Origin of the sequence: Streptomyces hyaluromycini (assembly GCF_002217755.1) — a bacterium.
In the GTDB taxonomy this organism is placed as follows: Bacteria; Actinomycetota; Actinomycetes; order Streptomycetales; family Streptomycetaceae; genus Streptomyces; species Streptomyces hyaluromycini.
Genome location: NZ_BCFL01000021.1, coordinates 180,588 through 194,079 on the forward strand (window position 1 = coordinate 180,588; position 13,492 = coordinate 194,079).

The following is a 13,492-nucleotide window of genomic DNA, read 5'->3' on the forward strand; positions in this document are numbered from 1 at the left end:
GTGCGGGAACCGGCCTGGTCGTCCCTCAAGGAGGTGCGCCCGGATGACCAGTACGGTCCCCGCGCTCGGAACCCGTACGGCGGAAGGCTCCGCTCTCCAAGCGGTGCTCCTCGACATGGACGGCACCCTGGTGGACACCGAGGGCTTCTGGTGGGACGTCGAGGTCGAGATCTTCGCCCGCCTCGGCCACACCCTCGACGAGTCCTGGCGCCATGTCGTGGTCGGCGGCCCCATGACCCGCAGCGCCGGGTTCCTCATCGAGGCCACCGGCGCCGCCATCACGCTCGCCGAGCTCAGCGTGCTGCTCAACGACGGCTTCGAGGAACGCATCGGCACCGCCCTGCCGCTGATGCCGGGCGCACAGCGGCTGCTGGCCGAGCTGTACGAGCAGCAGATCCCCACCGCCCTGGTCTCCGCCTCGCACCGGCGCATCATCGACCGGGTCCTGACCTCGCTCGGCCCCCGGCACTTCGCCCTGTCCGTCGCCGGCGACGAGGTCTCGCGCACCAAGCCGTACCCGGACCCGTATCTGCTCGCCGCCGCCGGGCTGGGGGTGGATCCGGCCAGGTGCGCGGTCGTCGAGGACACCGCGACCGGCGTGGCCGCCGCCGAGGCGGCCGGCTGCCAGGTGGTCGCCGTCCCGTCGGTCGCGCCGATCGCCCCGGCCGAGCGGCGCACCGTGGTGACCTCCCTGGAAGAGGTCGACCTGGCTTTTCTGCGCGGCCTGATGGCGGTCTGATGACGGAAATGCGCCAGCCGTTCACCCAGCGTGCAAAGTTCATTGGTCGAAATCCCGGCACTGGTCATTCAACGGAATTCGCAACTGTTCAACCGGCTGAATTCCGATACCCCATCACAGAAATGCGCGTGTGACGTTCCCCACGCGTCACGCAGCTCGACAACGTTGCCCGATTGTGCAGCCCACCCCCGTTAGGGGGGAAACGGGGTGACCTTGTGTCCCGATTGGGGAGACGCTGCACTAATCCTGCCGCTGAAGGGTTTTCGGTCTGTCCGCAACCGGTTCCCCTGCGTGATGGGACCTCAACTCACGCCGCTGCCAACCCTCCTGCGGGCGCGGACTAATCTCGTCGCGAGAACATCGCCGTAACCCCCGTGATCCGCTTCGACACCCCATGTATGCGGGATACACGGACACGAACAGCTCTGGAGAACTTCGAGCATGAACCGCAAGACTTTGGTGCTGCCGGCCGTGGTCGGCCTGCTCACTCCCGTGCTCGCCGCGTGCGGTGGATCCGGCAGCGGGAGCAGCAGTAGCGACGCGATCGTCGTGGGCACCACTGACCAGTTCACCGCCACGAAGGACGCTCCGGCGCCGGTCGACCCCGCGTACTCCTACGACGTCGGCGGCTGGAACATCCTGCGCCAGACGGTGCAGACCCTCATGTCCCAGCCCAAGGGCGAGGGCGACCCGGTCCCCGACGCGGCCGAGAGCTGCTCCTTCACCGACAGCGGCAGTGAGCGCTACGCCTGCAAGCTGCGTGAGGGCCTGAAGTTCTCCGACGGCAACGCGGTCACCGCCGACGACGTCAAGTGGTCCATCCAGCGCGCCCTGCGGATCAAGTCCGACACCGGCGTCTACGCCCTCCTCTCGAACATCGACACCATCGAGACCCAGGGCGACCGCGAGGTCATCTTCCACCTGAAGACGGCCGACGCCACCTTCCCGTACAAGCTGTCCACTCCGGTCGCGGGCATCGTGAACCCGAAGGACTACGAGAAGGGCAAGCTCCGCGACGGCTTCGACATCGACGGCTCCGGCCCCTACACCTTCAAGGCCGACGTCAAGAACGACGCGATCGTCTCCGCCACCTTCACCAAGAACCCGAACTACAAGGGCAGCGTGAAGGTGAACAACGAGCAGGTCGTCATGCGCTCGTACAAGGACGCCACCGCCATGGGCGAGGCGATCGACAAGGGCGACATCGACGTCATGACCCGCACCATGTCGCCGTCCCAGATCAAGAAGCTCGACGCCGGCGACGACTCCAACGTCGACCTCGTCGAGATGTCCGGCCTGGAGATCCGCTACCTCGGCTTCAACACCGACGCGCCGACCGTCAAGTCCAAGGCCGTCCGCCAGGCCATGGCCCAGGTCATCAACCGCGACGAACTCGTCGCCAAGGTGTACGGCTCCCAGGCCGACCCGCTGTACTCGCTGGTCCCGGCCTCCATCACCGGCCACTCCAACTCGTTCTTCAACAAGTACGGCGACCCCAGCGTCTCCAAGGCCAGGAACCTGCTCGCCGCGGCGAACATCACCACCCCGGTGAAGCTCACCATGCACTACACGACCGACCACTACGGTCCGGCCACCAAGCAGGAGTTCGAGGTCCTCAAGCAGCAGCTCAACGGCAGCGGCCTGTTCGACGTCAGCATCGAGGGCACCCCCTGGTCGGCCTACCAGACCAACGAGCGCAAGGGCGACTACGACGTCTACGGCATGGGCTGGTTCCCCGACTTCCCGGACGCGGACAACTTCCTCGCGCCGTTCCTCGACAAGGACAACTTCCTGAAGTCGCCCTACGTCAACAACCGGATCATCAACACGCTGATCCCGGAGTCCCGCCGCGAGGCCGACCGCGCGAGCGCCACCAGCAGCCTGACCGAGATCCAGAACGACGTCGCCGACGACGTCCCGGTGCTCCCGCTGTGGCAGGGCAAGCAGTTCGTCGCCGCCCGCGACGACATCACGGGCGTCGCCTACGCCCTCAACTCCTCCGCCAGCCTCCAGCTGTGGGAGCTCGGCCGCGGCTCCAGCAGCTGACGTCCGGTCATACGACAGGAAGGGCGCCCTCTCCGCGGAGAGGGCGCCCTTCCTGTCGTACCCGCGGCCTACTGCGCGCCGGGGCGCACCAGGCCGCTCTCGTACGCGTACACCGCCGCCTGCACCCGGTCCCGCAGCCCCAGCTTGGTCAGCACATGCCCCACATGGGTCTTCACGGTCGTCTCGCTGACGAACAGGTCGGCGGCGATCTCCGCGTTCGACAGCCCGCGCGCGACCAGCTTCAGCACCTCCACCTCACGGTCGGTGAGGGTGTGCAGGGTGTCCGGCACCGGCTCCTCGCCGGACGGCAGATGCGTCGCGTACTTGTCCAGCAGGCGGCGCGTGATGCTCGGCGCCAGCATCGCCTCGCCGTTCGCCACCACCCGGATCGCCTGCACCAGCTCGTTGGCCGGGGCGTCCTTCAGCAGGAAGCCGCTGGCGCCCGCGCGCAGCGCCTCCACCACGTACTCGTCGAGATCGAACGTGGTCAGCACCAGCACCTTCGCCGGGCCGTCCCGGCCGGGACCGGTGATCTGCCGGGTCGCCTCCACGCCGTCCATCCGCGGCATCCGGATGTCCATCAGCACGACATCGGGCTGGAGGGCGCGTACCTGGTCGAGGGCCTGAAGGCCGTCTCCGGCCTCGCCCACGACCGCGATGTCCTGCTCGGCCTCCAGAATCATCCGGAACCCGGTACGCAGCAGCGGCTGGTCGTCGACCAGTAGGACGCGGATGGCCACGGTGAGTCTCCTTCTGCTAGTCCGCGCCCATTCTGCCCTGCGCCACGTCCCCGGACCCGGCCGACCTCACCGGCAGCGGGTACGGCGGGGGAGTGCCGCCGAACTCCGGGCAGTGCGCCTGGTGGTCGCACCAGCCGCACAGCTTCGTCGGACGCGGCCGCCACTCGCCCGACTCCGTCGCCTGCCGGATCGCCTCCCACAACGCGAGCAACTTGCGCTCGACCCGCTGCAGATCGGCGGGGACCGGGTCGTACGTCAGCACGTCACCGCTGCCGAGATAGACCAGCTGCAGCCGCCTCGGCACCACGTTCTTCAGCCGCCACACCACCAGGGCGTAGAACTTCATCTGGAACAGCGCGCCCTCGGCGTACTCCGGCCTCGGCGCCTTGCCCGTCTTGTAGTCGACGATCCGCACCTCGCCCGTCGGCGCCACGTCGACCCGGTCGATGATCCCGCGCAGCCGCAGCCCCGACTCCAGCTCGGTCTCCACGAACAGCTCCCGCTCCACGGGTTCGAGACGGACCGGATCCTCCAGCGTGAACCAGCGCTCGACGAGCTGCTCCGCCTCACCCAGCCAGCGGGCCAGCCGCTCGCCCTCCGGATCCTCGGCGAACAGCTCCCCGAGCTCGGGCCTGGACTCCCGCAGCCGGTCCCACTGCCCCGGGATCAGCGACTTGGCCCGCGGCGCCGTCCGCTCCGCCGCGGGCGCGTCGAAGAGCCGCTCAAGGACCGCGTGCACCAGAGTCCCGCGCGTCGCCGCCTCGCTCGGCTTCTCCGGCAGCCGGTCGATCACCCGGAACCGGTACAGCAGCGGACACTGCATGAAGTCACTGGCCCGCGAGGGCGACAGCGAGGCCGGCGGCCCGGCCGCCTTCCCGGCCACCGCTGTGACCGGCCCTTCTCCCTGCGGGACGACCGCGCCCCGGGCCTGCGCGGCGTCCTCGATGCTGCTGTCCATGACCACAGACCATACGGCCCGCCACTGACAGTCACCCAACCCGCAGGGCGGCCCGGCCAACACAGGGGGTGCCGGGGCGAAACACGCCACGACGGCCGCATACCATCGACCGGAGAAGACGTATCTAACGAGGGGACACCGTGGACGTGAGCGGCGGCAGCGGGCAGCCCCGGTCGGACAACGCCGAACCGACCGAGCACCGCGCAGGTCCTACGGCCCCGCCCACCGACGGAGGCCCGGACCCGGCCGACCCACGCGCCACCACCCCCGCCGACCGGGCCGAACCGACCCGGGAAACACCCGGCGACGAGCCTGCTCCGCAAGCCCCGGAAGCCTCGCAAGCCCCGGAATCGTCTGAGACGACGGCAACGCCGGAATCACCGGAGACGAAGGCAACGCCGGATACGCCGGAGACCACGGAATCGCCTCGGACTGCGGAGGCGCCGGAGACTGCGGAGGCGTCGGAGCCGACGTCCGTACCGGGCACCGCCGCGGCCCGGGACCCCCGTGAGGCCCCCGACGCCCCCGAGGCCCCCGACGCCCCCGAGGCCCCCGGCGCCCCCGAGGCCCGCAGGGACGCGCCCGCCGGTGCACCCGGTGACGGCGACGGGCCGGCCCGGGCGCAGTCCGGTATGGCCAAGGGGCAGCCGCCGCAGCGGCCCAAGGAACCCGGCGGCGGGCTGCTCATGGGGCGGCCCTTCGGCGTCCCGGTGTACGTCGCCCCCAGCTGGTTCGTCGTCGCGGCGCTGATCACCTGGGTCTTCGGCGGCCAGCTCGACCGCGTGCTGCCCGAACTCGGCGCCGCCCGCTACCTCGTCTCCCTCTTCTTCGCCATCGCCTTCTACGCCTCCGTCCTGGTCCACGAACTCGCCCACACGGTCGCCGCGCTCCGCTTCAAGCTCCCCGTCCGCCGCATCCAGCTCCAGTTCTTCGGCGGCGTCTCCGAGATCGAGAAGGAGGCCGAGACCCCCGGCCGGGAGTTCGTGCTGGCCTTCGTCGGCCCGCTGCTCTCCCTCGTCCTGTCCGGCCTCTTCTACCTCGCCATGCAGCCCGTCGAACCCGGCACGGTCGCCGGCGTCCTGCTGGCCGGCCTGATGGTCTCCAACCTCATCGTCGCCGCGTTCAACCTCCTGCCCGGCCTGCCCCTCGACGGCGGCCGGATGCTGCGCGCCGTCGTCTGGAAGATCACCGGCAGGCCCATGAGCGGCACCGTCGCCGCCGCCTGGGTCGGCCGCGCCCTCGCCGTCTCCGTCCTCATCGGCCTCCCGCTGCTCAACCACTGGGGCGCCTTCGGCGGCGGCACCGAGAACAGCAACGGCATGGACGCCGTCACCGACGCCCTGCTCGCCGCCATCCTCGCCGCGATCATCTGGACCGGCGCCGGGAACAGCCTGCGCATGGCCCGGCTCCGCGAACACCTCCCGGAGCTGCGCGCCCGCACCCTGACCCGCCGCGCCGTCCCGGTCGAGACCGACACCCCGCTCTCCGAGGCCCTGCGCCGTGCCAACGCCGCCGGCGCCCGCGCCCTGGTCGTCGTCGACGCCGACGGCAACCCCCTCTCCCTCGTCCGCGAGGCCGCGATCGTCGGCGTACCCGAACACCGCCGCCCCTGGGTCGCCGTCAGCGGCCTCGCCCAGGACCTCACCGACGGCATGCGCGTCTCCGCGGAACTCGCGGGCGAGGACCTCCTCGACGTCCTGCGCGCCACCCCCGCCACCGAGTACCTGGTGGTCGAGGAGACCGGCGAGATCTACGGCGTCCTGTCGGCGGCGGACGTCGAACGGGCCTTCGTCAGGGCCATGGCCCGGCCCAGCTGAGAACCGCTCCCCGAGGCGCGGCTCAGCCGCTCCCGGCCACGGCCGGCGCCCGCCGCTGCCGCCGCCGGACGGCGATCAGCACCGCCGACATGACCGCCGTGAGCGCCACGGCGACCGGGGCCACGGCCTGCCACGGGACATGGAGCAGGAGCGCACCGTAGGCCCAGCCGAGTCCGGCGACCAGCACGATGCCCAGCAGCCAGCGCCCCAGCGGGCGCCAGGTCCAGGGCTCCGGGTCGTCCGGCCGGACCAGCCGCACCAGGCCGAACCACGCCGCCAGCGCCGCCAGGAGGCCCGCCGTCACGCCGAGCCCGGCGAACATCTGCGGCTCGTCGCGCGGCTCGTCGGCGGTGGCCTGCTCGTCGTCGTACCGGACGAGCCGCATCACCGCGCCGCGCCAGACCACGGCGTCGACGCGGTCCCCGGTCCTGAGCTGCCGCAGCACCGGTCCCGGATCGCCGAACGCGACCACGCCGTTCCAGTACGGAGTGCCGGACAGGGTCGCCTCGAAGCGCATGTGCCGCCGCGGGACGAAGCCCCCCTGCCCGTCGACCACCGTGTCCCGCACCGTGAAGGTGACGGTGCGCAGGCAGTCCTCCGCGGGCCCGGCCGGCACGGAGCCCGGACAGACCTCGGCCGCCCGGTACTCCCGGTACTCCCGCACGGTGGTCGGCAGCATCACGGTGAACAGGTAGAAGCAGGCGAACGCAGCGACCACGGCCCCGATCAGCAGTGCGCTGCCCGAGACACGTGACCGGCCTCTGTCCGATCCGTCTCCGGACCCGTCCGCCATGATCCGCCCCTCCCCGTCCGCCGGCCCGTCCGGAGGACCGTCCCGTCGGCCCGTCAGGCGTCACCCGGCATGGACGCCGCGACTCCACGAGGCGGTTCCAGGCCCCCTTCGCCGTGGTCGGTGCCCTTCGCAAACCCCGGTAGGCTGTTCACATGTCCGAACCGACCGGTGCCGCCCGCAGGCGCGGGCCCTTCAAGGTCGGGGACCAGGTACAGCTGACCGACCCCAAGGGCCGCCACTACACGTTCACGCTCGAAGCCGGGAAGAACTTCCACACCCACAAGGGCTCCTTCCCGCACGACGAACTGATCGGCGCTCCCGAGGGCAGCGTTGTCCGCACCACCGGCAACGTCGCCTACCTCGCGCTGCGCCCCCTGCTCCCCGACTACGTCCTGTCCATGCCCCGCGGGGCAGCAGTCGTCTACCCCAAGGACGCGGGGCAGATCCTGTCCTTCGCCGACATCTTCCCCGGCGCCCGCGTCGTCGAGGCCGGCGTCGGCTCCGGCTCGCTCAGCAGCTTCCTGCTGCGCGCCATCGGCGACCAGGGCATGCTGCACAGCTACGAGCGCCGCGCGGACTTCGCCGAGATCGCCCAGCAGAACGTCGAGCGCTACTTCGGCGGTCCGCACCCGGCCTGGCAGCTCACCGTGGGCGACCTCCAGGACAACCTCTCGGACACCGACGTCGACCGTGTCATCCTCGACATGCTCGCCCCCTGGGAGTGCCTGGAGGCCGTCTCCAAGGCCCTCGTCCCCGGCGGCATCCTGTGCTGCTACGTCGCCACCACCACCCAGCTCGCCCGGACCGTCGAGTCCATCCGCGAGATCGGCTGCTTCAACGAGCCGACCTCCTGGGAGACGATGATCCGCAACTGGCACGTGGAAGGCCTCGCCGTCCGCCCGGACCACCGGATGATCGGCCACACCGGCTTCCTGCTCACCGCCCGCCGCCTCGCCGACGGCGTCGAGCCGCCCATGCGCCGCCGCCGCCCCGCCAAGGGCGCCTACGGCGAGGACTACGACGGCCCCAACGCCGACGGCGGCGCCGGCCGCTGAGCCCGTCCCCGCTGCCGCGTCAACGTATGAGCGCCGCGGCCGAGTTCCCCGGACCCCACCGGAACTCGGCCGCGGCGCTCACTCGTTGACGGCACCGCAGGGCCGCGGAACCCCGCCATCCGCGAAAGCCCACCCCGCCGTTCCCTCCCCGCTGTGACGTGTGGCACGATGCAGGCCACCCCCACCGGCACAGGCCTCACAGGAGACACTCCTAGTGCAGCAATCCGTGGTCCCGGAGCTCGCTCACACCGACACCCGCCCCATGCACTGGCTGGCCACCGCCGCTGCCGTGGCCGGGGTCGTCGCTCTGTCGTCCCTCTTCCAGCCGGGCTCGGCCAAAGCCGCGCAGCCCGCCGCCGGGACCGAGACGAAGCCCGCCCTCGCGGCCGCCGCGCCGCCCAGCACCACCGGCGTGGACTTCCCTCTCGACTGCGGCCCCGTGAAGGAGCTGGTCGTCAAGAAGGCCACCGGTGACCTCGACGGCGACGGCAGGCCGGAGACCGTGGCGGTGGTCCACTGCGACTCGGCCATGGGCACCCCGCCCGACGGCGTCTACGTCCTCACCCAGGCCGCCGGCGCCACCAGCCCCCGCGTCGTCGCCACCCTGGTCGACCCCAAGGACCGGTTCACCGTGACCGACTTCGCCGTCTCCGGCAAAGCGGTCACCGCGACCCTGCTCGGCTATTCCTCGGACAATGTGCCCAGTTGCTGCCCGGACCTGAAGTCCAGCGCCAAGTGGCAGTGGAACGGCCACGCGTTCGTCCGCTCCACCCCGGCGGCCGCCCACAGCGTCTGACGGCCGTGCGGGTCCGGGGGGCCAGACGCCACGCGGGGTGGCCGGAAAGTCACTCCGTGTCCGGCCCGTACACCTCGACACGGTCCGCGACCCGGCGCACGTGGATGCACTCGCCCGGACACTCCCGCGCCGAGTCCACCACATCGGTGAGCAGCGGCAGCGGCACCGGTACCGTCGCGCCCTTCGCCTGCAGCAGCTCGTCGTCCGAGCCCTTCACATAGGCCAGGCCGTCGATGTCCAGCTCGAACACCTCCGGGGCGTACTGGGCGCAGATCCCGTCCCCCGTACACAGATCCTGGTCGATCCAGACCTCAAGTGCCTCACCGCCGGCCAGGGCCTCCTGCTGCACGGTCATCTCTCCTGCCGTCGAAAGCGCCGGACGGCAGGACCCGGGGGTCACCCGGTCCCGCCCCGGCGGGTGTTGAACGCCTTCGACCCTACCTCCGGCCCGCAACGGCCCGCGCACCCTCCTCGTGCGCCCTCCGGTGCGCCCTCTGCCCGCGCGCGGCGCCTCGCGCCGCGCGGGACGGCGGCGCCCGGCCACCGGATCGATCGACTTGAGCCAACCCGCGACCCGCCCCGTTCATCACACGCCACATCCGACCGGTCGCTCTGTGTAAGAAATGCGCCACCGGGGCACAACCCCTGAACCGGCACTGGAGCGGACAACTCCGGTCAGTCACGACGGGTTTTGACCACTCCGGGCCTGGAACACGCCGCTTCTGAATCGCGTTGAGTGGGTATCCACCCGGCACGAGGGAGAACGCAATGGGTGACCGACGACACACCTTGACAGTCTTTGTGATCTAGGGGTTTCAATCGACACCCACCCAGGTAGGGTCTGGAAGCGTCCAGCTCCCCTTGGAGGAGGTGAGGACCGTGGCAGCCCACGACGACGACATGAACCGCGGCATCCGCCCGGGACGAGGGTCCGACGACCCGTCCGAGCAGATCGCCTATCTTGAGCAGGAGATCGCCGTCCTGCGACGCAAGCTCGCCGACTCTCCGCGACACACGAGGATTCTCGAAGAGCGGATCGTCGAGCTGCAGACGAACCTGGCCGGCGTGTCCGCCCAGAACGAGCGACTCGCGAACACCCTGCGCGAGGCCCGCGACCAGATCGTGGCCCTCAAGGAGGAGGTCGACCGGCTCGCGCAGCCGCCGGCCGGCTTCGGTGTCTTCCTCACGGCGAACGAGGACGGCACCGCCGACATCTTCACCGGCGGCCGCAAACTGCGGGTGAACGTCAGCCCAAGCGTTGACCTGGACGACCTCAGGCGCGGCCAGGAAGTCATGCTCAACGAGGCGCTCAACGTGGTCGAGGCCATGGAGTACGAGCGCGTCGGCGACATCGTCACCCTCAAGGAGATCCTTGAGGACGGCGAGCGGGCCCTCGTGCTGGGGCACACCGACGAGGAGCGGGTGGTACGGCTCGCCGAGCCGCTGCTGGACGTGAACATCCGGCCCGGTGACGCCCTGCTGCTCGAACCCCGTTCCGGCTACGTCTACGAGATCGTTCCGAAGAGCGAGGTCGAGGAGCTCGTCCTCGAAGAGGTCCCCGACATCGGCTACGAGCAGATCGGTGGTCTCGGCGGCCAGATCGAGGCCATCCGGGACGCGGTCGAGCTGCCGTACCTCTACCCGGACCTGTTCAAGGAGCACGAACTGCGGCCGCCCAAGGGCGTCCTGCTCTACGGACCCCCCGGATGCGGCAAGACGCTCATCGCCAAGGCCGTCGCCAACTCGCTGGCCAAGAAGGTCGCCGAGGTGACCGGCCAGGCCGCCGGCAAGAGCTTCTTCCTCAACATCAAGGGCCCCGAGCTCCTGAACAAGTACGTCGGCGAGACCGAGCGGCAGATCCGCCTGGTCTTCCAGCGTGCGAGGGAGAAGGCCAGCGAGGGCACCCCCGTCATCGTCTTCTTCGACGAGATGGAGTCCCTGTTCCGGACCCGCGGCTCCGGTGTCAGCTCGGACGTGGAGAACACCATCGTCCCGCAGCTGCTCGCCGAGATCGACGGTGTCGAAGGCCTCCAGAACGTGGTCGTCATCGGCGCCTCCAACCGCGAGGACATGATCGACCCCGCGATCCTGCGCCCCGGCCGTCTCGACGTGAAGATCAAGATCGAGCGTCCCGACGCCGAGGCGGCCAAGGACATCTTCGGCAAGTACCTCACCGAACGCCTCCCGCTGCACGCCGACGACCTCGGCGAGCACGGCGGCAGCAGGTCGGTCACGGTCGAGAGCATGATCCAGACGGCCGTGGAACACATGTACGCCGAATCCGAGGAAAACCGCTTCCTGGAAGTCACCTACGCCAACGGCGACAAGGAAGTCCTCTACTTCAAGGACTTCAACTCCGGCGCGATGATCGAAAACATCGTCGGCCGTGCAAAGAAAATGGCGATCAAGGACTTCCTCGACCACAACTCGAAGGGTCTGCGCGTCTCCCACCTCCTCCAGGCCTGCGTGGACGAGTTCAAGGAGAACGAGGACCTGCCCAACACCACCAACCCCGACGACTGGGCCCGGATCTCCGGAAAGAAGGGCGAACGGATCGTGTACATCCGTACCCTCATCACCGGAAAGCAGGGCGCGGACACCGGACGCTCCATCGACACGGTGGCGAACACCGGACAGTACCTGTAAAACACAGGGCGGCTGCGGGTGCCCTCACCGGGTACCCGCAGCCGACTGTTTTTCCGGCCAAAACCGGAACCGAGGCGAGCAAGGCAATGACGCAAATGATCTCCCCACCAGCGCAGAGGCGTTCTAGGCTCTTTCCTGCCGCCGAGTCGCGCAGTGCGGGGACGGGCACCGCACACGCACCGGAGCGCCAGCGGTACGCGAGCGGAGCCCACGACCGAGGGCTCCGCCGGGCAAGGAGGGCCGCATGACCGTACGGCGAGTAATGGGCATCGAGACGGAGTACGGGATCTCCGTCCCCGGCCACCCCAACGCCAATGCCATGCTCACCTCGTCCCAGATCGTCAACGCCTACGCGGCGGCGATGCACCGGGCCCGCCGGGCCCGCTGGGACTTCGAGGAGGAGAACCCGCTGCGGGACGCCCGGGGCTTCGACCTCGCACGCGAGGCCGCCGACGCAAGCCAGCTCACCGACGAGGACATCGGCCTGGCCAACGTGATCCTCACGAACGGCGCACGCCTCTACGTCGACCACGCGCACCCCGAATACAGCGCTCCCGAGGTCACCAACCCCCGCGACGCCGTCCTCTGGGACAAGGCCGGCGAACGCATCATGGCCGAGGCCGCCGAACGGGCCGCCCAGCTCCCCGGCGCCCAGCCCATCCACCTCTACAAGAACAACACCGACAACAAGGGCGCCTCCTACGGCACGCACGAGAACTACCTGATGAAGCGGGAAACCCCCTTCTCGGACATCGTGCGCCACCTCACGCCCTTCTTCGTCTCCCGCCAGGTCGTCACGGGCGCCGGCCGCGTCGGCATCGGCCAGGACGGCCACGAGCACGGCTTCCAGCTCAGCCAGCGCGCGGACTACTTCGAGGTCGAGGTCGGCCTGGAGACGACCCTCAAGCGGCCCATCATCAACACCCGCGACGAACCCCACGCCGACGCCGAGAAGTACCGCCGCCTCCACGTGATCATCGGCGACGCGAACCTGTCGGAGATCTCGACCTACCTGAAGCTGGGTACGACGGCGCTGGTCCTGTCCATGATCGAGGACGGCTTCATCGCCGTCGACCTGGCCGTCGACCAGCCCGTACGCACCCTCCACCAGGTCTCCCACGACCCGACGCTGAAGAGGCTGGTCACCCTTCGCAGCGGACGCACACTCACCGCGGTCCAGCTCCAGATGGAGTACTTCGAGCTGTCGCGCAAATACGTGGAGGAGCGCTACGGCGCCGACGCCGACGACCAGACCAAGGACGTCCTCGCCCGCTGGGAGGACACCCTCAACCGTCTGGAACGCGACCCCATGAGCCTCTCCGGAGAGCTCGACTGGGTCGCCAAGCTGGAGCTCATGGAGGGCTACCGGCGCCGCGACGGTCTCGACTGGGACGCCGCCAAGCTGCACCTCCTGGACCTCCAGTACGCCGATGTACGGGCCGAGAAGGGCCTCTACAACCGTCTCGCGGCCCGCGGGCGCCTGAAGCGGCTCCTGGACGAGGCCGACGTGGAACGGGCCCGCACCAGCCCGCCCGAGGACACCCGGGCCTACTTCCGGGGCCGCTGCCTGGAGCAGTACGCCGACGACGTCGCCGCGGCGAGCTGGGACTCGGTCATCTTCGATCTCCCGGGCCGCGACAGCCTCCAGCGCGTCCCAACCCTGGAACCGCTACGCGGAACGCGAAATCACGTCAAGGAGCTCCTGGACCGCTGTCGCACCGCAGAAGACCTGGTCAGGGTCCTTTCCGGCGGCTGAACGGCTACCCGGACCACACCGGGCGACCGGGGTCAAAACCCCGGCGCCCGGGAATCATCGAGGTGGCCCCCGTAGGTTGGAGAAACTGCGGGGCCGATGTCGGACCCGGCTTGTAGGGTCTGATCATCACCGATCGGCAGGAAAGC

The 13,492-nt window shown here is 69.9% G+C and carries 11 protein-coding genes; 7 read left to right on the forward strand and 4 right to left on the reverse strand.

All coding sequences use genetic code 11. The annotated features are described in order from the left end of the window. Nucleotides 1-43 precede the first annotated feature (43 nt). Nucleotides 44-739, forward strand: a complete 696-nt coding sequence (locus SSP29_RS25130; protein WP_089103068.1) for an HAD family hydrolase — start codon at nt 44-46, stop codon at nt 737-739. 441 nt (nt 740-1,180) lie between these two features. Beyond that, the gene (locus SSP29_RS25135; RefSeq protein ID WP_089103069.1) at nt 1,181-2,785 is read left to right on the forward strand and encodes an ABC transporter substrate-binding protein; all 1,605 of its coding nucleotides are present in this window, start codon (nt 1,181-1,183) and stop codon (nt 2,783-2,785) included. A gap of 68 nt (nt 2,786-2,853) precedes the next feature. Here the strand turns inward: SSP29_RS25135 and SSP29_RS25140 are convergent, their stop codons facing one another. Beyond that, nucleotides 2,854-3,525 (reverse strand): response regulator, encoded by a 672-nt coding sequence (locus SSP29_RS25140; RefSeq protein ID WP_030608351.1) that lies wholly within the window; start codon nt 3,523-3,525, stop codon nt 2,854-2,856. A 16-nt stretch (nt 3,526-3,541) separates the two neighbouring features. Beyond that, nucleotides 3,542-4,483, reverse strand: a complete 942-nt coding sequence (locus SSP29_RS25145; RefSeq protein WP_089103070.1) for a RecB family exonuclease — start codon at nt 4,481-4,483, stop codon at nt 3,542-3,544. Between the two features lie 140 nt (nt 4,484-4,623). On the opposite strand from SSP29_RS25145, the gene SSP29_RS25155 reads away from it, so the two are divergent. Next, nucleotides 4,624-6,300, forward strand: coding sequence for a site-2 protease family protein (locus SSP29_RS25155; protein ID WP_089103071.1), 1,677 nt, complete (start codon nt 4,624-4,626; stop codon nt 6,298-6,300). A gap of 22 nt (nt 6,301-6,322) precedes the next feature. Here SSP29_RS25155 and SSP29_RS25160 read toward each other — a convergent pair whose 3' ends face one another. Then, entirely contained in the window at nt 6,323-7,093 is a 771-nt protein-coding gene (locus SSP29_RS25160; protein WP_089103072.1) for a hypothetical protein, read from the reverse strand. A 152-nt stretch (nt 7,094-7,245) separates the two neighbouring features. On the opposite strand from SSP29_RS25160, the gene SSP29_RS25165 reads away from it, so the two are divergent. Then, complete coding sequence (locus SSP29_RS25165; protein ID WP_089103073.1) at nt 7,246-8,148, forward strand: tRNA (adenine-N1)-methyltransferase; 903 nt, start codon at nt 7,246-7,248, stop codon at nt 8,146-8,148. 214 nt (nt 8,149-8,362) lie between these two features. Beyond that, on the forward strand, nt 8,363-8,944 hold the full coding sequence (locus SSP29_RS25170; protein ID WP_089103074.1) for a hypothetical protein: 582 nt from the start codon (nt 8,363-8,365) through the stop codon (nt 8,942-8,944). Between the two features lie 49 nt (nt 8,945-8,993). Here the strand turns inward: SSP29_RS25170 and SSP29_RS25175 are convergent, their stop codons facing one another. Then, on the reverse strand, nt 8,994-9,299 hold the full coding sequence (locus SSP29_RS25175; protein WP_089103075.1) for a ferredoxin: 306 nt from the start codon (nt 9,297-9,299) through the stop codon (nt 8,994-8,996). A gap of 524 nt (nt 9,300-9,823) precedes the next feature. Between SSP29_RS25175 and arc the strand changes: the two genes are divergently transcribed. Together arc and dop are read left to right on the forward strand one after the other, a co-directional pair. Further along, entirely contained in the window at nt 9,824-11,590 is a 1,767-nt protein-coding gene (gene arc / locus SSP29_RS25185; protein WP_089103077.1) for a proteasome ATPase, read from the forward strand. A 244-nt stretch (nt 11,591-11,834) separates the two neighbouring features. Next, entirely contained in the window at nt 11,835-13,346 is a 1,512-nt protein-coding gene (gene dop, locus SSP29_RS25190; protein ID WP_150134875.1) for a depupylase/deamidase Dop, read from the forward strand. Nucleotides 13,347-13,492: the final 146 nt, after the last annotated feature.